The following is an 18,369-nucleotide window of genomic DNA, read 5'->3' as shown; positions in this document are numbered from 1 at the left end:
CGGCGGCGCGCGAGCGCCGCAGTTTTTCCGCACCGATGGTGCCTGTCTACCCTGCTGTCTATCCTGATACCGGACCAATCATGACTACCCTTTTCGACCCGATCCGCATTGGCGACCTCGACCTGCCCAACCGCGTCATCATGGCGCCGCTGACGCGCTCGCGCGCGGTGGGCGGCGGCCGCGTGCCCAACGCGCTGATGGCGCAGTACTACGTGCAGCGCGCCTCGGCCGGCCTGATCCTGAGCGAGGCCACCGCCGTCACCCCGCAAGGCGTGGGCTACGCCGACACCCCGGGCATCTGGTCCGACGAGCAGGTGGCCGGCTGGAAGGTCGTCACCGATGCCGTGCACGCCGCGGGCGGCCGCATCTTCCTGCAGCTCTGGCACGTGGGCCGCATCTCCGACCCGATCTTCCTCGACGGCGAACTGCCGGTGGCGCCGAGCGCCATCGCCGCCCAGGGCCACGTCAGCCTGGTGCGCCCGCAGCGCCCCTACGTCACGCCGCGCGCGCTGGAAACCGACGAGATCCCCGGCATCGTCGCCGCCTACCGCCACGGCGCCGAGAACGCCAAGGCCGCCGGCTTCGACGGCGTGGAAGTGCACGGCGCCAACGGCTACCTGCTCGACCAGTTCCTGCAGGACAGCACCAACAAGCGCACCGACGCCTACGGCGGCTCCATCGAGAACCGCGCGCGCCTGCTGCTGGAAGTGACCGACGCCTGCATCGAGGTGTGGGGCGCGTCGCGCGTGGGCATGCACCTGGCGCCGCGCGGCGACGCGCACACGATGGGCGACTCCGACCCGGCCGCCACCTTCGGCTACGTGGCGCGCGAGCTCGGCAAGCGCAAGATCGCCTTCATCTGCGCGCGCGAGGCGCTCGGCGACAACCGCCTGGGCCCGGCCCTGAAGCAGGCCTTCGGCGGCGTCTACATCGCCAACGAGCGCATGACCAAGGCCACGGCGCAGCACGTGCTGGAAGCCGGCGAAGCCGACGCGGTGGCCTTCGGCCAGTTGTTCATCGCCAACCCGGACCTGCCGCGCCGCCTGCAGACCGACGCGCCGCTCAACGCGCCGCAGCCGGAAACCTTCTACCACTCGGGCGCGGAAGGCTACATCGACTACCCCGCGCTCGCCTGAGCGCGGCGGGACTGGCGCCGCCCGGGCCTTGCCGGGCGGCGCCCGCCGGCCGCCGCTTCGCCATGCTCCGGCGGACTTCGCCGGGGCCGGCGCCACTGCGAGCCGGCAGCGGCATGCGGCCCGTCCCGGACAGGGGCGGGCCGCATGCCGTGATTCACCGATAGCCCCCTCCTCCCGGGCATGGCGTTGCCAGACGCCGCCCCGTCGGCCTTCCCGATATCTTCCGGCAACACGCATGGCACGCCGCCGCGCGTGACACATCGGGGCCGATCTTTCCCGACCAGGGGAAACACCCCCGCGCGCCGCCATGTGCGCCAAACCCCCCACCTGTTCCGAAACCGGTCCGTCACGCCCTCCACATCCCGCATTGTTAATGCAGATGGAACACTAATAATCATTGCCAGACAATTATTTTCCCCAAGGCAACCAATATCATGATCTCCGTAGTGCATCCCCCTGAACGAAAAGGAGCAAGAAACCATGTCCGACAAACAGAACGGTATCGCCCTGGTGACGGGCGCCTCGCGCGGCATCGGCGCCGCCATCGCCCGCCGCCTGGCCGCCGATGGCTTCTCGGTTGCCGTGAACTATGTGTCCAACCCCGGTGAGGCCGACAAGCTCGTCGCCGAACTGGCCCAGACCGGTGTCAAGGCCGTCGCCGTGCAGGCCGACGTGTCCAAGGTCGACCACGTGCGCCGCATGTTCGACGAGGTCGAGAGCAAGCTCGGCAAGATCGACGTGCTGGTCAACAACGCCGGCATCCTCAAGACCATGCCGTTCGCGCAGACCACCGACGAGGTGTTCGCCCAGACCTTCAGCATCAACGTGACCGGCGTGTTCAACACGCTGCGCGAAGCGACCGCGCGCCTGAACGACGGCGGCCGCATCATCAACCTGTCGAGCACGACGCTGGCGCTGAACCTGCCGGGCTACGCGATCTACAACGGCACCAAGGCCGCGGTGGAAGCGTTCTCGCGCGTGCTGGTCAAGGAACTGCGCGGGCGCCGCATCACGGTGAACTGCGTGGCGCCGGGCCCGGTGGCCACCGAGCTGTTCCTCAACGGCAAGACCGAAGAACAGATCCAGACCTTCTCCAAGATGCCCCCGCTGGAGCGCCTGGGCCAGCCCGAGGACATCGCCAGCGCGGTGGCCTTCCTGGCCGGCCCGGACGGTGCCTGGGTCAACGGCCAGGTGCTGCGCGCCAACGGCGGCCTGGCCTGAGCACGGCTGCGCGCCCCATGCCGGCAACCCGACACAACGGCGCACAGGCGAAGCCGTGGCGGCCGCGCCTGCGCGCCGCCGCCGCGGTACTGGCATCCGTGCTGTCGCTCGCGGCCTGCAGCCGCGCGCGCATGGCCGATGCGGAGAACAACATGACCATGCGCCCATCCGTTACCTACCTGCACCTGCTGCGGCATACGCCGTTCTTCACCGCGCTGTCGACCGACCAGCTGCAATGGGTCATCGACCACTCGCGCGAGTGGGAGGTCGATGCCGGCGCCGTGCTGTCCAGGCGCGGCCCGCAAGGCCCGACGGATACCGACTACTGGATCCTGCTCGACGGCGGATGGCGCGTCGAGCACGCCGGCAAGTCGTTCCCGAGCGGGCACGCGGACCCGGGCAAGTGGTTCAACACCCGCCAGACGCAGGACAAGCCCGGCGCCCTGGTCGCCACGGAGCATGGCTACGTCATGCGCATTCCCGAGGGCGAGATGCAGGTCATGCTCGACCGGGGCTTCGCCTTCGATGCCCATCTGGAACAGGGGCGGGCGTACTACCAGAAGATCTTCCGGCAGTAAGGCCGCCGCCGTTCCGCGCGGTCCTGCCCGGAACGGCGGCGGGCACGCGGAAGCCGTCTCTCCGGAGACGCGCCGGGTACGCGTCCGCGGCTACAGATAGTCCACTTTCCTGAATTTCCACTCCTAGGGAGACCCACATGTCGCAAATCATCCTCGTCACCGGCGCCTCGTCCGGCTTCGGCCTGATGACCGCCAGGGAGCTGGCGCAAGCCGGCCACACCGTCTATGCCTCGATGCGCGAGACCCAGGGCCGCAACGCCCCGCGCGTGGCGGAGATCGCCCAATGGTCCAGGGACAACAAGGCCGACCTGCGCACCGTCGAGCTGGACGTGCAGTCCGACACCTCGCCCGCGGCGGCGGTCGCCCACATCCTGCAGGATGCCGGCCGCCTGGACGTGATCGTGCACAACGCCGGCCACATGGTGTTCGGCCCGGCCGAGGCCTTCACGCCGGCACAACTGATGCAGCAGTACGACGTCAACGTGCTCGGCACGCAGCGCGTGAACCGCGCCGCCCTGCCGCACCTGCGCAAGCAGGGCAAGGGTCTGCTGGTGTGGGTGGGCTCGTCGTCCACGCGCGGCGGCACGCCGCCGTTCCTGGCGCCGTACTTCGCCGCCAAGGCCGCGATGGACGCGCTGGCCGTGTCGTACTCCACCGAGCTGGCGCGCTGGGGCATCGAGACCACCATCATGGTGCCGGGCGCCTTCACCAAGGGCACCAACCACTTCGCGCATTCGGGCAAGCCGGCCGATACCGCGGTGGCCGCCGAATACGAGCAGGGCCCCTACGCCGACGTGCCCGGCAAGGCGCTCGAAGGCCTGAAGAACCTGGAACCCGAGGACGCCGACCCCGCCGAAGTGGCGCGCGAGATCGTCCGCGTGGTGGGCCTGCCGTTCGGCAGGCGCCCGTTCCGCGTGCACGTCGATCCGTCGCAGGACGGCGCGGAAGTGGTCAACGCCGTGGCCGACCGCATGCGCCGCGAGATGTACCTCGCGATCGGCCTGCGGGACCTGCTCTCGCCCGCGGTCAAGGGCTAGCGGGCACGGCATGATGGCGCGCCGCCGTCGGCCAGCGGCACGATGGCGTGCGCGGGCGCGATCGGGAATGGCGCTGGCGGAGAAACAGCGCTCACTGCCAGCAGGAGCCGGGCCGGAGGGAGCCGGACCCGGAGCCGGAGTACGGCACGCCGGCGCCCGCATTTCCATATGTGCTTCGCTGCGTTGGCGCGTCGGCCCGGGCCGCCGTATGATGTGCGGCACCCACCCCCACAACATGGAGCGCCGCATGAACGCCGTCACTGAGCCGCTGCTGGCTTTGCAGGATCTCGAGCTTCCCTCGCTGCATTTCCCCGCCGTCCAGGCCGAAGTCTCGCCGCAGGAATGGGCGGTGCGCGTCGAGCTGGCCGCGGCCTACCGGCTCGCCGCGCAGTTCCGCTGGACCGACCACATCTACACGCACTTCTCCGCGCGCGTGCCCGGCCCCGACGAGCATTTCCTGATCAACGCCTACGGCCTGACCTTCGACGAGATCGGCGCGTCCAACCTGGTCAAGGTCGACATCGACGGCGAGATCGTGCGCGACGATACCGGCCTGGGCATCAACCCGGCCGGCTATACCATCCACAGCGCGCTGCACGGCGCGCGCCACGACGTGGGCTGCGTGCTGCATACCCACACCGCGGCCGGCATCGGCGTGTCGGCGCAGCGCGACGGGCTGCTGATGATCTCGCAGCACGCCATGCGCTTCTTCGGGCGGGTCGCGTACCACGACTACGAAGGCATCGCGCTCGACCTCGACGAGCGCGTGCGCCTGGTGGCGGACCTCGGCGACAAGAACGTCTTCATCCTGCGCAACCACGGCCTGCTGACCTGCGCGCCGACCATCGCGCAGGCGTTCCAGGAACTGCACGTGCTGGAACGCGCGTGCGCGGCGCAGCTCGCCGCGCAGTCCGGCGGCGCGCCGCTGATCATCGCGCCGGACGCGGTGGCCCGCAAGGTGGCCGACGTGGCGATCCGCAACACCGGCGGCACGGTCACGCGCAAGCACTGGGCCGCGCTGCTGCGCCAGCTCGACCGCAGCGATCCGTCGTACCGCCACTAGAAAAAAACTCGCCAAGAGACGCTATCAAGATGAAGCGAAGCGGCTCCGGCCAGGCGCGGCCGCGGACGGTACAAGTAGTACGGCAAGGCCGCGCAACGACGCCAGGATCATTTTGATGGCGTCTCTCAGCGCCGGTGGTCGAACCGGCGCGCGAGCCGCTCGCCGCCGAACTGCACCAGCGTCACCAGCGCGATCAGGATGGCGATGACGTTGAACATCACGGCGGTCTCGTAGCGCTCGTAGCCATAGCGGATGGCGAGGTCGCCGAGGCCGCCGGCGCCGACCGCGCCGGCCATCGCCGACGAGCCGATCATGGCGATCACGCTGACCGTGGCGCCGCCCACGATGCCCGGCAGCGCCTCGGGCAACAGCACGTGGCGCACGATGTGCCAGCGCCGGCAGCCCATCGCGCGCGCGGCCTCGACCAGCCCCGGGTCGATCTCGTTGAGGCTGACCTGGGCGATGCGCGCGAAGAACGGGATCAGGTGCACGCTCAGCGGCACCACCGCCGCCCAGGTGCCCATCGTGGTGCCCACGATCAGCCGCGTGACCGGCAGCATGGCCACCAGCAGGATGATGAAGGGAATCGAGCGGAAGGTATTGACCAGCACCGACAGCACGCGGTGCAGGCGCGGCCGCGGGCTCAGCCCGCCCGGCGCGCTCAGCGTCAGCACGATCGCCAGCGCCATGCCGCACACGAACACCACCAGGCAGGCGGAACTGGTCATCAGCAAGGTCTCGCCCAGCGCCTTCACATACTTGTCAGCCAATGGCGGGAACATGGTCCGCTGCCTCCTCGTGACTGGCGCGCGCGCCGGCGCCGGCCGCATTGGCCGCATTGGCCGCGGGCGCCGCGCCGCCGATGCCCGCCACGCTTGCCACACTCGCCACGCCGCTGGCCAGCCGCAGCGGACGCAGCAGCGCCAGCGTGGCGGCGGCCCGCGGCTGGGCGAACACCTGCTCCACGGTGCCGAGCTCCACCACGTGGCCGTGGTCGAGCACCAGCACGCGGTCGCAGGCCTGGCGGATCACCGCCATGTCGTGCGTGATCAGCACCACGGTCAGGCCAAGGCGGCGGTTGATGTCGCGCAGCAGCGCCAGGATCGATTCGGTGGTCTCCGGGTCCAGCGCCGAGGTGGCCTCGTCGCACAGCAGGATCTCGGGGCGCTGCACCAGCGCGCGCGCAATGCCCACGCGCTGCTTCTGCCCGCCGGACAGCATGGCCGGATAGACCTGCGCCTTGCCGGCCAGGCCCACCAGCTCGAGCAGCTCCGTCACGCGCGGCGCGATCTGCGCGCGCGGCACGCCGGCCACGCGCAGCGGCAGCGCCACGTTCTCGAACACGGTCTTGGCCGAGAGCAGGTTGAAATGCTGGAAGATCATGCCCACGCGCCGGCGCAGCGCCACCAGGCCGTCCTCGTCGAGCGTGCCCACGTCCACGCCGTCCACGCGCACGTGGCCGCCGCTCGGGCGCTCCAGCATGTTGATGGTGCGCAGCAGCGTGGACTTGCCGGCGCCGCTGCGGCCGATGATGCCGAAGATCTCGCCGCGCGCCACGGTGAACGACACCGCGGACAGCGCGGCGGACGGCGCGCCGGGATACTGCTTGCCGAGCTGCTCGAACACGATGTGCGGCAGCGCGGACGGCGCCGGGGAAGGCTGCGGGGGTGCCTGCGACACGGTGGATCCTCCTGGAACGGCAACGGCGGCAAGAGACCGCGGCGTCAGAACGCCGGGATCACCGAGCCCTGGTACTTGCTCAGGATGAACTTGCGCACGTCTTCCGACTGGTAGGCCTTGACCAGCGGCGCCACCCACGGCGCGGCCTTGTCGCGCTCGCGCACGGCGATCACGTTGACGTAGGGGTTGTGCTCCTTCTTCTCCACGGCGATGCCGTCGCGCGTGGCGATCAGGCCGGCCTGATAGGCGAAGGTGTTGATCACCGCGGCGGCGTCCACGTCCGGCAGCGAGCGCGCCAGCACCACCGAGGCGCTTTCCACCAGGTCCAGCTTCTTCGGGTTGGCGGTCACGTCGGCCAGCGTGGCGGTGCCGGTAAACGGATCGAAGCCGTCGCGCAGCTTGATCAGGCCGTGGTCGCGCAGGATCACCAGCGCGCGGGTCTGGTTGCTCGGGTCGTTGGGAATGCCGATGCGCGCGCCGGCCGGCAGCGCCTCGAGCGACTTGTACTTCTTCGAGTAGAAGGCGATCGGCGAGATCAGCGTATCGGCCACCGCCACGATCTTGTAGCCGCGCTGCGTGACCTGGTCGCGCAGGAACGGCTTGTGCTGGAATGCGTTGGCGTCGAGGTCGCCGTTGTTGAGCGCCTCGTTGGGGCTGGCGGTGCCGGTGATGACGATGGGCTGCACGTTGAGGCCCTGCTTCCTGGCCACCTGCGTGACGACTTCCCAGATTTCTTCGTCGACACCGCCGCGCACGCCGACCTTGATGGTCTTGTCGGCGGCCAGCGCCGGCGCCGCGCCGATGGCGAATGCCGCCGAGGCGGCCAGGAGCGTGGAAAGGATCTTGCGCAGGGTCATGAGCGGTCTGCCTGGGTGCGGTTCGTGGGTGGCGGCGGCGCGCGCATGGCGCCGCGCGATGCCAGGGGATGCAGTCTAGGCAGCCGCCCGCACCCCGGTCCACGAATATTTCCGCACTAGCAAATCAGGAATTCACGCCCCTGCGCGGGTGCGGCCCATCGCGCCGGTGGCAGCGCGCGGACCGCGATCGTTCCCGCGTCAGGGCTGATCGTAGACCCACACCGAGCCGTCCGCGAGGCGCACGGCGACGCGCAGCTTGCCATTCGCATCGACAGCGCTCGCGAAATCCGCCCCGGTGCCGTTGCCCGGCAGCGCGAGCGTCGCCAGCGTAATGCTGTCCGTGTTGAGGACAGCCAGCGAAGACGCCGCGAGACCCGTCACGAAATGCGGGATGGCGCTCAGTTTGAGCAGTGGCGTCACCCCGCCGGACACAGTCGCATAAGGGGTATTCGGTCCGGATGTGACAACGATGCCAGTGCCGCTCACGTAGCCGTAGATCGGCGCGTTTTCGTTGGTCGCGTCACCGGAGACAGCGCCAAGGCCAAGGGACGCCTGGGCGCCAAACCACAGGGTCTCGCCGCCACCCGGCGACATTGTATTGCGCGATCCATTCGCCTGGACCGCCAGGCCGCCACCTGTGGAATACGGCCGCGCGTCCAGGACTGGCGCGTTCCTGAAACTATTCACTGTCGCGCCTCCCCCCACGGGTTGCCACCACCACACCCCTGACGTGACACACCAGCCCGTCGCGATGATGCCGGTGCCGCCGGTTGCCTTCACGAAGGCGCGCCCGGCCGTTGTGCTGGCCGCATACTGCACGCAACCCGGCAACGAGAAATCCGTACGCGCTCCGGCGAGCTCCGCATCGACGCTGCCGAACGGCACGCTCGCGCCATCGGTGCCCAGTTGCACCACCACCGCCGAATTCGCCGGGTCCGTGTCCGCCGCCAGCCACACACCTTGCGCCGCCGCCGGCAGCGCCGCGGCGGGCTCGATCGGCCCTTCGCCGGCCACGCCGAAACGCTCCAGCCGCGCCGGCTGGCTGCCGTCCGCGCTCAGCCGCCACACGCGCGTGCCGTCGATCGCCAGGCTGACGATCGAGGGATTGGCAACGGGCGCGTCCGGCAGGCGGCTCCACACGCCCGGGAACGTCAGCGGCAGCGTGCTGCTGTTGGTGCGGCCATCCGGATAGGTCGCGGTCAGCGTCAGCGTGGCGGCATAGGCGCCGGTCTGCGCGGCGTCGAGGCCGAGCGTCACGCTGGTGCTAGTGGGCATGCTGACGATGGATGCGGCCGTGCCGCTTTGCTGAATCGACCACACCAGCGTGGCCCGGCTGGCGAGGTCCGCGCCCGGCGCGTCGGTCAGCGTCGCCGTCACGGTGCCGGTGCGGCCCGGCTTCATGTTCAGCGACGGCACCGAGAACGCGATCGACGGCAGCGCCACCAGCGGCCGCGCCAGCGCCGCGTTGGCGCACAGGCGGTCGCCCGCCGGCGTGCTCGCGCACGCGGTGAGCTGCCCCGCGCCCGCCAGCGTGCCCGTGGTGGAAACCTGCGCCGAATGGCTGTCCGCCGCCGGCGCGGCGGCGAACGTGGCGTTGTCGACCGCCCACGACCAGTTCGTGAGATCGGCCGCGCCATCCACGCCGTCCGAACGCCGTACCACCGCGGTGACGACTTGCGCCGCTGCGCCGTAGTTGACCGTCAGCGTGGAGGGCGACAGCGTCAGCGCATAAGTCTTCGCGGGCGCGGCCTGCACCGTCAGGTGCGTGGTGCTGGTGGCCTGAGTACCGTCGGGCAGCGTCGCCGTGGCGACGATGTCGACCTCGCCCGGCGCCAGCATGCGCACCGACGCATAGGTGCCCACCGGCTGCATCATGCTGGCCGCCGCCGGCGCCTGGTCGGAAGCCGACGCCACCACCGCGACTGCTTCGTTCGACGACGACCACGCGAACTTTGCGCCCTTGACCTCGAGACCGTCGGCGCCGAGCAAAGTCGCCTTCAGCGTCAGCGTGCTACCCTGCGCGGGCGCGGCCGTGCCGGTGTCGACGATGAGGCGGCTGCTGGGCGCCTGCGTAGTGGCGGGAGAAGAGGGGGCGTCGTCGCTGCCGCAGGCGGACAGCAAGCCCGCGGCGAGGACAAGCGAGAGCAGACCGGCCGCGCGAGACCGCGCGCCGGCATGAAGACCGTGGAACATGTGACCTGACCCGTTTTTATTTGTTGGCAAGCGCACGCCGCCGGCATGCCAGGGTCTGGTTCGGATTGCGGATGCGGCCCGGGCGCGAAGGGTATGCGCGGGCGACTGTAACAGCGGATTTTTGCCCTGTTCAATACCCCTTCGGGGCTATCAAGTTTTGGCATGTGCCGCATACCCGACGACGGCCCGCCCGCGGCGGGGCAAGGCAGGCGCCTGTCATGAACCTGCTGCCGCCCGCGGCAGTCCGCGGCAACTCGCGACAAGCGGCTAGACCGCGTTGTGGGTGGTCAGGTATTTCACCAGCCCGTCGATGCCGCCCTTGGCCACGATGTCGGCGAACTGGCGCCGGTACACCTCGATCAGCCAGGCACCGCTCATGTTGATGTCGTAGATGGCCCAGCCGGCCGGCCCGCGCTGAAGGCGGTAGTCGATCTGCACCTCGTCGCCCTTGTTGATGACGCTGGTCTCGATCACGGCATCGTTGCCGCTGGTGCGCGGCGGCTTGTAGCGGAACTTCAGGGCCTGGTCGCGCACCTGCGACAGCGACAGCGCGTAGCTGCGCACCAGCAGGGTCTGGAACTGCTCGTACAACTGTTTCTGCTGTTCCGGCGTCGCGGTGCGCCAGGCCGCGCCGACGGCCAGGCGCGTGGTGTGCTCGAAGTCGGTGTAGGGCAGGAACTGGCGCCGCACGACGGCGGTGATCTTGTCGAGATCGCCGTTGCGGGTGTCGGGATTGGCCTGGATGGTGGCCAGCACGCCTTCCACGGCGGCGCGCACCATGCGGTCCGGCGCGGAGCGGTCGACGGCCGGCGCGACGATGTCGGCGGCGGTGGCGGCCGGCGGCAGCCCCGCGGCCAGCGCAAGCGCGACGCAGGCCGCGAGGGCGGCGGCGGGGAGGCCGGCGGCGGCAAGACCGCGGCGGCGAAGACGGCGATGCATCGCGAGTACCTCCCGATGTACGACCATGAACGGAGCGGCCGCGCCCGTCTCCCGGAGACAGGCCGCGACCGATATCTAATGCTAGTGCCTCGGGCACAAAAACCAAATGGCGCCGGCCGCGCGGTCCGGCGGCGCCATTGTCACTTTTACCGCGTCAGTTCCCGGAAGCCCTGCAGCAGGCGGTCGATGTCGTCCGGCCCGATGTTCCCCATCGTGGAGATGCGGAACAGTTCCGCGGACAAGCCGCCCTGGCCGGCGTAGATGACGAAGCCGCGCGCCTTCAGGCCGTCGTGCAGCTGCGCGTACGAAAGCCCGGCGGGCAGGTGGTAGGCGCGCAGCACCACCGACGATTGCGCGGCCGGCCACAGCGCCGGTATGCCCAGCGCCTCGAGCCCGGCGCGGGCGCGTTCGGCCAGCCCGGCGTAGCGGGCGTGGCGCGCGCGCCAGCCGCCTTCGTCGGCCAGTTCGCGCAGCGCTTCCACCAGCGCGTAGTACACGTGCACGGCGGGCGTAAACGGCGTGTTGCGCTGGTCCTGCAGGCGCGCCAGGCGGCCCAGGTCGAGATAGTAGGTGCGGCTCGCGGCCTGCGCCAGCGCGCTGCGCCGCACCATGACGAACGACACGCCGGGCACGCCGTGCAGGCACTTGTTGGCGGTGGCGGCCACGGCGTCGACGTTGCCGCCGAAGTCGATGGCCTCGGCGCCGAAGCTGCTGACGCCGTCCACCAGCAGCCGCACGCCGCGCGCGCGGCACAGCGCGTCGAGCGCCGGCAGGTCGTTGAGGCGGCCGGTGGTGGTCTCGTGGTGGATCACGGCCACGTGCGTGATGGCGGGATCGGCCTCGAGCGCGGCGGCGATGCGGTCGAGGTCGGGCGCCTGCTTCCAGTCGTGCGCCACCACCTCATGGGCGATGCGGTATTGCGCGGCGATCTGCGCGATGCGCTCGCCGTAGACGCCGTTCTGCACCACCAGCAGCTTGCCGTTCGCGGGCACCAGCGCGGCGGTCATGCTTTCCATCGCGGCGGTGCCGGAGCCGGTCATCAGCACCGCGGTCCAGGCGGCGGGGTCGAGCCCGTACACGTCGAGCAGCCGCGCGCGCGCTTCGTCCTGCAGGTCGAAGAACTCGCTTTCGCGGTGGCACAGGTCGGGCTGCAGCAGGCTGCGGCGCACGCGCTCGCTCAGCGTGACGGGACCGGGGTTGAGTAGCAGCATTTACTTGGCTCCTTGTGCGGCGGCGGCGGCGGTGTCGAGATCGGCGCCGATGTCCGCGCCGATATGGCGCGCCAGGCGGGTCCTGACCTCGACCGGGGTCACGGTCGGGCGCGGCAGGCCGTCCGGCGTGCCGGCGCTGATCGACAGCGCCACCAGGCGCGGGCCGGCGCCGGCGGCCGGCCGCGCCAGCACGTCTTCCAGCACGGCGAGGTCGTCGCCTTCGACGGCCTCGGCATAACCGCACGCGGCGGCCACGCCGGCGAACGAGACGTTGTGCGAGACGGTCGCCTGGCCGCCGGTGGAGTCGTGTGCGCCGTTGTCCAGCAGCACGTGGGTCAGGTTGGGCGGGCCGTAGGCGCCGAGCGTGGCGAACACGCCCATGCGCATCAGCGCCGCGCCGTCGCCGTCCACGGCGATCACGTCCAGGTCCGGGCGCGCCAGCGCCAGGCCGAGCGCGAACGGCGTCAGGCAGCCCATCGAGCCGACCATGTAGAGCTGGTTGGCGCGGTCATCGAGCGCGTACAGCTCGCGCCCGCAGAAGCCGGTGGAGGCCAGCACCACGGTCTTGCCCGGTGGCGAATGCGCGATCACGCGCTGCAGCGCCTCGCGGCGCGTGGGCAGCGTCGGCGCGCCGGCCAGCGCGGCGCGCGGCACGGCCTTCGGGCGCGGCGCGGGGCGCGCCTGTTCCTTGAGCGCGTAGGGCGCCACGCTGCCCTTCTGCATCACCAGCGCGTAGGGCCGGCCGGTGGCGTCCATGTGGGCCACCGCGCGGTCCAGCGCCGGGCCGATCTCGGCCGGGTCGGTCGGGAAAGTCTCCCAGGGGATCTCCATCGTCTCCAGCATGGCCGGCGTGACCGGGCCCATCAGCGCGTGCTGCGGCTCGTCGGCCACGCCCGGCTGGCCGCGCCAGGTGACGATCAGCAACTGCGGCAGGCGGAAGGTCCAGGTCAGCGAGGTCAGCGGGCTGACCGCGTTGCCCAGGCCCGAGTTCTGCATCATGGTGATGCCGCGGCGGCCGCCGCGCGCGCCCAGCGTGACGCCCGCGATCAGCGCCACCGCGTCGCCTTCGTTGGCGGCCGAGACGTAGTGCAGCGTGGGGTCCTGCAGCACGTAGTTGATGAACGGCGTCAGGTAGGAACACGGCACGCCGGCATACCAGTCGAAACCGCGCGCGCGCGCGGCCTCGACGAACTGCGCCGCCTCGATCATCGGGCTTCCTCGCCGTCCGTGGTGCCGGCCGCGAACTGCGTCTGCGTGTGGGCGAAATCGCCCGCGCGGCGGAAGTCTTCCAGGTCGTTCACGCCGCGCCAGTGGCCATGCACGTACTTGACCTCGATTTCCTCGCCGGCGGCCACCAGCGCGTTGAGCAGCGCGGGCAGGTCCAGCGTGTCGAAGTCGTCGCGCGCGCGCAGCTCGCCGATCAGCTTCTGCAGGCGCGCGCGCCCTTCGCCGCGCACGTTGAGCAGGCCGATCCAGCGGCCGTTGGCCGGCTGCGCGGGCGCAGCGCCGGCCTGCTCGGCCTTGCTCGACACATGGCGCAGCAGGATCTTCTGGCCGAACAGGTCGCGGTCGTCGGGCGCCGAGCACCAGGCGAAGTCGTGCACGCTCTGGTTGGCCGGCGCGTTCTGCGAGGAGTCCACCACCACGCTGAACGGCGCGTCGCTTTCCAGCAGGTCGCGCAGGATGTAGCTGCGGAACAGCAGGTCGCCGTAGGCGATCACGGTGTCGGTCTGCAGGCCGTCCACCGCGCACGCCAGCGAGGCCAGCTCGCCGGTCTGGGCGTGGCGCTCGTTGACCACCAGCTTGATGCCGGCGGTGTCGATGGCGCCGGCCTGGTAGCCGCCGACCACGGTGATGTCGTTGATCGACTGCTTCTTGAACGCGTCCACCAGCCAGCGCAGCAGCGGCTTGCCGGCCACCGGCAGCATGATCTTGGGCTTGTCCTCGGTCAGCGCTTCCAGGCCCTTGCCGCGGCCGGCGGCCAGCACCACCGCCGCGCCCGGCACCTGCGCGCCGGACAGGTAGATCTTCTCGGCAGCCGAGTATTCGTCGGCGTCCTGCAGGCGGAAGATCTCGTTGACGGTGGCGATGCGGTCTTCCACGTTGACCAGCGTCTCGCTGTCGTGGATTTCCTTTGCCACGGCCTGCATCGACGAGGCCGCCACGCGGATCAGGTGGTTGGCCCAGATCACCAGGCTGATGCCGGCCTTGCGATACGCTTCGGTCGGCGTGCTGTAGTACTTGGTCGGCACGATCACCAGCGGGCCGCGGCCGGCCCACTCGCGCGCGAACGTGAGGATCTCGTCGGGCCTGGACAGCTTGCTGTGGATCAGGATGGCGTCGGCGCCGGCCTGGCGGTAGGCCTCGGCGCGGCGCAGCGCTTCATCCATGCCCCAGCCGGCGATCAGCGCTTCGACGCGGGCCACGATGGAGAAGTCGTCGTCGGCCTGCGAGTCCTTGCCGGCCTTGATCTTGCCGCAGAACTCGTCGATCTCGGCCAGCGGCTGGCGCTCGCCGTCGATGAAGCTGTTGGTCTTGGGGAACTGCTTGTCCTCGATGCACACGCCGGCGATGCCGCGCTGCTCGAGCTTGCGCACCAGGCGGCGCATGTTGTTGAAGTTGCCGTAGCCGGTGTCGCCGTCGAGCAGGATCGGCAGGTCGCTGGCGTCGGCCATGAACTCGAGGTTGTCGACCACCTGGGTCCAGCTCGCCTCGTTGTTGTCGCGCACGCCGAACTGCGCGGAGATCGCCAGGCCCGAGGCCCAGATGCCCTTGAAGCCGGCCTCGCGCACGATGCGCGCGGACAGGCCGTTGTGGGCTTCCATGATGAATTCGAGCTCTTTGCCGACCAGCATCTGGCGCAGGCGGGCGGCGCGCGTGGCGCGCGGGAAAATCGGGTCGATTGCGTTCATTGTGCTGCTCCCACGAGGCGCTGTAGTTCGGGCAGGACTTCGTCGCGCGCGCGCGCGACGTCGCCAGGAAAATCGATTTCGATCCAGGGCGCGCCGCTCACGTCGGCGGTGTCGAAGACGTGGCCGCCTTCGAGCAGCAGGTCGCGCACCGCTTCTTCGTGCGGCATGTTGGCGCGGCCGCCGTCCACGTAGCCCTTGACGATCTCGGCCAGGCGGCGCGCGGTCTGTTCCTGGAAGCGGAAGAAGCCGACGGACTCGCCGATGGTGTCGTACTCCAGGCCCACCGCGAGCTGCTTGCGCAGCTCGACCGGCACGCCGTCCTTCAGGCACAGCTTGACGGGCTCGTCGCCGGCTTCGAAATCGCGGTCGATCAGCAGACGGTTGGTGGTCTCGCCGGCCACCAGCGCGCGCAGGATGCGCTCGTCGTAGAGCACGTCGGCGTCCATCAGCAGCACGTCGCCGCCACGGGTGAGCGCGTCGGCCACGGTATGCACGGTCAGCACGCTGCCCAGGTCGTAGCGCGGGTTCAGCACGATCTCCGGATACGGATCGCGGCCCAGGCGCCGCAGTTCGGCCTCCACCTGCTCGGGCTGGAAGCCGAGCGCCAGCACGATCTCGTCGACACCCGCCGCATCCAGCATGCGCAGGTGGCGCTCCAGCAGGGTCATCCCCTCAAAACGCAACAGGCACTTCGGGTATTGCTCCCCGGGCTGTTGCTGCAGTCGCAGGCCTAGGCCCGCGGCAAGAATGATTGCTCGCATTCTTTCTCCGCGCTCATCCAAATAGGTTCGATCAATCGGTAGTGGCCCGCACACTGGCCGCACTGGTGGTGCTGGCCGTGGCACGCCGTCGCTGGAAACGTCTTTCACTCAAATGCAGGTACAGCAGCCCCGGCGCGCCGAGGCCGATCTCGCGCGCGCGCTTGGCCAGCGAAAGCGCCAGCGCCGCGTCCGGCGGCAGCCCCACGATGGGCGCCAGCAGCAGGTAGCCGCCTTCCTGCGCGCCCAGCGAGCCGGGAATCGCGAAGGCCGCGCCGCGGATGGCCTGCCCCACGCTTTCCAGCAGCAGGGCATCGAGCCAGCTCACCGGGTGGCCGAGGAAATGCAGCGCCAGCCAGACTTCGCCGGTGCCGACCACCCAGCCGGCCAGGCTCAGCGCGAAGGTCCTGGCGACCCTGGCGCGGTCGCGGTACAGCTCGTGCACGGCGGCGTCCACGGCGTCGGCGCGCGTGGTCAGGCCGCTCCAGTCGCGCTTGCCGAACAGCTTCGACAGCACGCGCAGCACGCGCCCGAACAGGCCGCGCTTCTGCACGTAATAGAACCCCACGATGCACAGCCCCAGCACCGCGGTGACGATCAGCGTGGGCGCGCGCAGGTCGGACAGCGCCTCGTGTCCGCCGTACAGGCCGAACAGCGCCAGGCCGGCGAAGGCGAACACCATCTGCGCCAGCGCCTGCATGGTGGTGCACACGGTGATGGCGGCCGCGGCGTCGCGCATGCGCACGCCGCGCTGCGACAGGAAGCGCACCATCAGCACCGGCCCGCCGATCTGGCCCGCCGGCAGCAGGCTGTTGACGGACTCGCCGGCCCAGCGCGCCAGCAGCGTGTCGCGCAGCGAGCAATGGCCGTCGCGGCCGAACAGCACGCGGATCGCGGCCGCGTCCACCGCCAGCGGCAGCAGGTGGAACGCGGCCACCGCCGCCAGGCCCCAGCCCGCCGACATGAACGTCGACGCGACCGAGCCGAAGCCCTGCCATGCCAGCAGCGCGACGAACAGCGCCACGCCGACCGACAGCAGGATCATGGCGGCACGGGTCATGCGCGAGGCTTGTTCTTGCCGGACGTCAGGTTCTTGAACACCTGGCGGAAACCGAAATAGGCCACCGCGTCCTTCATGTTGGAGATGAAGCGCAGCCACGGGCGCATGCCCGGATCGGTGACGTACTCGAACGTCAGCGACACGCGGAACTCGTCCTCGCCGGCGGGCGTGACGCGATGGCGCAGCTTGTCGCCGTCGAAGAACACCAGCCCGCCCGGCCCGATCCGCACCGAGCCCGCCTCGTCGGGCACGTCGGGGTTGCGCGTGTGCAGCTCGTAGTCGAGCAGGCAGGTCGACTCGTCGATCACGCCGAGCAGCAGCGTGTAGCGGCGGCCGTCGTAGTAGGAGGTGTCGTAGTGCCAGCCGATGTGGTCGCCCGGGCGCGTGTAGTAGTACAGCGCGTAGGCGTGCGGATCGCTTTGCGGCGACAGCAGCAGCTTGTCGCCGCTGATGCGCTCCAGCCACGAGATCAGCGCGCGCGAGCGGTACAGCTCGGCGATGAACGGCGCCTTCTCGTCGATGGTGTGGCGGCTGACGCTGCCGCCGGCCTTGTGGCCGGGCAGGTAGTTGCGGTTGATGTCCGGCACCAGCGCGCGGGCCGCGGCGATCAGTTGCGCGGTGACTTCCGGCGCGAGGAATTCCTGCAGGTTCAGGAAGGCATCCTGGCGCTCGAAGTCGGCGCGCAGCTTCGCGCTGTCGAGCCCGGCGATGCGCCCGGCGACGCTGGCGTCCGGGTCGGGCCGCGCGGGCTGGCCCTGGCGCGGCGCGGAAGCGGGCGCCGCCTGCGGCGGCGCGTCCAGGGTGATGTCGTTGGCTGGTTCGCTCATCGTGTTCCTTGGATATTGGCGCGGGCCGTGCGCACCTTGCGCATCACGCGCCAGTAGTCGATCGCCACCAGCACCGCGAATAGCGGCGCGCCGATCGCGGCGGCGGTCAGGAACGGCGCGATGCCGTTGCTCAGCGTGACGATCGGCAGCAGGTACAGCACGTCCTCGGTCTCGAAGCCGGCGGCGGCGGCCTGTCTGGTGCCGCTCTTGCCCACCGCCGATTCGATACGCATGCGCAAAAAGAAGATCAGTGCCACCGCCAGCCCGGCCAGCGTGCCCTGCAGCACCGGCGAAAAGCTGCCGGCCGCGGCCTGGCCCGCGATCGCCACGCCCATGCCGACGAACAGCAGCACGGTAATGAGCGCATCGCTGGCAAGGTCGTAGAAATGGCCGATCTTGCTGGTCTTGCCGCTGATCCGCGCCAGTTCGCCGTCGGTATGGTCGACGAAGTTGGACAGCACGATCAGGAACGCGCCGTAGTTGGTCCAGCCGTAGCCGCCCTGCATCAGGCAGGCGACGCCGGCCAGGCCGATCAGCAGCCGCACGGTGGTGAGATGGTTGGGAGTGACCCACGAGTCCTTCAGCGGGCGCACCAGCGCACGCGCGAGGCGGGCATCCCAGGTGCGTGGCGGGGGCGGCTCGCCGTGGGATTTCGTTGGAATGTCGTTCATCTGAAATAGATACAGGGCAAGCTACAGGGCCGGCGGGACCCCGGGACGGCTGCCGCGGCGCAGCCGCAAGGCCCGCATACTAGCGCCAGTCCGCGCGCCCTGCATTGCGGGAACGCAACCCGGTGGGGCGGCGCAGCCACGTCAGGTCGATGCGGATGCCGCCGGCCAAACCGATATGGTAAGCGATGTGACCCGCATCGGCACAATCGCCCCGCCGGCGGAAGGC

17 protein-coding genes are annotated in these 18,369 nt (G+C 70.2%); 5 read left to right on the top strand and 12 right to left on the bottom strand.

Features of this window, described 5'->3' with window-relative positions:
* Window positions 1-80 precede the first annotated feature (80 nt).
* The 5 genes from ACWTPI_RS21415 to ACWTPI_RS21395 all read left to right on the top strand — a co-directional run bounded on the left by ACWTPI_RS21415 (window position 81) and on the right by ACWTPI_RS21395 (window position 5,035).
* Window positions 81-1,136: an alkene reductase gene (locus tag ACWTPI_RS21415; protein ID WP_020205048.1), complete on the top strand. Its 1,056-nt coding sequence runs from the start codon at window positions 81-83 to the stop codon at window positions 1,134-1,136.
* A 480-nt stretch (window positions 1,137-1,616) separates the two neighbouring features.
* Window positions 1,617-2,357: an SDR family oxidoreductase gene (locus tag ACWTPI_RS21410; RefSeq protein ID WP_020205047.1), complete on the top strand. Its 741-nt coding sequence runs from the start codon at window positions 1,617-1,619 to the stop codon at window positions 2,355-2,357.
* A 17-nt stretch (window positions 2,358-2,374) separates the two neighbouring features.
* A complete protein-coding gene (locus ACWTPI_RS21405; protein ID WP_454732652.1) occupies window positions 2,375-2,935 on the top strand; it encodes a hypothetical protein in 561 nt (186 codons plus the stop codon).
* Between the two features lie 137 nt (window positions 2,936-3,072).
* Window positions 3,073-3,972, top strand: coding sequence for an SDR family oxidoreductase (locus ACWTPI_RS21400; RefSeq protein ID WP_454732651.1), 900 nt, complete (start codon window positions 3,073-3,075; stop codon window positions 3,970-3,972).
* Between the two features lie 247 nt (window positions 3,973-4,219).
* The gene (locus ACWTPI_RS21395; RefSeq protein WP_454732650.1) at window positions 4,220-5,035 is read left to right on the top strand and encodes a class II aldolase/adducin family protein; all 816 of its coding nucleotides are present in this window, start codon (window positions 4,220-4,222) and stop codon (window positions 5,033-5,035) included.
* Window positions 5,036-5,160: 125 nt separating this feature from the next.
* On the opposite strand, the gene ACWTPI_RS21390 is transcribed toward ACWTPI_RS21395, so the two are convergent.
* The 12 genes from ACWTPI_RS21390 to ACWTPI_RS21335 form a co-directional block, all read right to left on the bottom strand.
* Window positions 5,161-5,817 carry a methionine ABC transporter permease gene (locus tag ACWTPI_RS21390; protein ID WP_029044034.1) on the bottom strand — a complete coding sequence of 219 codons (657 nt, stop codon included), beginning with the start codon at window positions 5,815-5,817 and terminating at the stop codon, window positions 5,161-5,163.
* A complete protein-coding gene (locus ACWTPI_RS21385; protein ID WP_454732649.1) occupies window positions 5,798-6,715 on the bottom strand; it encodes a methionine ABC transporter ATP-binding protein in 918 nt (305 codons plus the stop codon). Before ACWTPI_RS21385 ends, ACWTPI_RS21390 begins: the two co-directional genes overlap by 20 nt.
* Before the next feature lie 44 nt (window positions 6,716-6,759).
* On the bottom strand, window positions 6,760-7,572 hold the full coding sequence (locus ACWTPI_RS21380) for a MetQ/NlpA family ABC transporter substrate-binding protein (protein ID WP_020205041.1): 813 nt from the start codon (window positions 7,570-7,572) through the stop codon (window positions 6,760-6,762).
* A gap of 198 nt (window positions 7,573-7,770) precedes the next feature.
* A complete protein-coding gene (locus ACWTPI_RS21375; RefSeq protein WP_454732648.1) occupies window positions 7,771-9,765 on the bottom strand; it encodes a hypothetical protein in 1,995 nt (664 codons plus the stop codon).
* Window positions 9,766-10,032: 267 nt separating this feature from the next.
* Window positions 10,033-10,704: an MlaC/ttg2D family ABC transporter substrate-binding protein gene (locus ACWTPI_RS21370; RefSeq protein ID WP_082079547.1), complete on the bottom strand. Its 672-nt coding sequence runs from the start codon at window positions 10,702-10,704 to the stop codon at window positions 10,033-10,035.
* Between the two features lie 146 nt (window positions 10,705-10,850).
* A complete protein-coding gene (locus ACWTPI_RS21365) occupies window positions 10,851-11,915 on the bottom strand; it encodes a 2-aminoethylphosphonate aminotransferase (RefSeq protein WP_454732647.1) in 1,065 nt (354 codons plus the stop codon).
* Window positions 11,916-13,124, bottom strand: coding sequence for a phosphonopyruvate decarboxylase (aepY, locus tag ACWTPI_RS21360; protein WP_454732646.1), 1,209 nt, complete (start codon window positions 13,122-13,124; stop codon window positions 11,916-11,918).
* Entirely contained in the window at window positions 13,121-14,827 is a 1,707-nt protein-coding gene (gene aepX / locus ACWTPI_RS21355; protein WP_020202800.1) for a phosphoenolpyruvate mutase, read from the bottom strand. The genes aepY and aepX overlap by 4 nt, the downstream gene beginning before the upstream one ends.
* A complete protein-coding gene (locus ACWTPI_RS21350) occupies window positions 14,824-15,588 on the bottom strand; it encodes a phosphocholine cytidylyltransferase family protein (protein WP_029043562.1) in 765 nt (254 codons plus the stop codon). Before ACWTPI_RS21350 ends, aepX begins: the two co-directional genes overlap by 4 nt.
* A 31-nt stretch (window positions 15,589-15,619) precedes the next feature.
* Window positions 15,620-16,645 carry an HpnL family protein gene (locus tag ACWTPI_RS21345; RefSeq protein ID WP_454732645.1) on the bottom strand — a complete coding sequence of 342 codons (1,026 nt, stop codon included), beginning with the start codon at window positions 16,643-16,645 and terminating at the stop codon, window positions 15,620-15,622.
* A complete protein-coding gene (locus ACWTPI_RS21340) occupies window positions 16,642-17,472 on the bottom strand; it encodes a HalD/BesD family halogenase (protein ID WP_454732644.1) in 831 nt (276 codons plus the stop codon). The genes ACWTPI_RS21345 and ACWTPI_RS21340 overlap by 4 nt, the downstream gene beginning before the upstream one ends.
* Window positions 17,469-18,143, bottom strand: a complete 675-nt coding sequence (locus ACWTPI_RS21335) for a CDP-alcohol phosphatidyltransferase family protein (RefSeq protein WP_029043561.1) — start codon at window positions 18,141-18,143, stop codon at window positions 17,469-17,471. Before ACWTPI_RS21335 ends, ACWTPI_RS21340 begins: the two co-directional genes overlap by 4 nt.
* Window positions 18,144-18,369: the final 226 nt, after the last annotated feature.

The organism is Cupriavidus ulmosensis (assembly GCF_977008105.1).
Note: the sequence above shows the minus strand (reverse complement) of the source record. Positions and strands in the feature narration are given on the sequence as shown.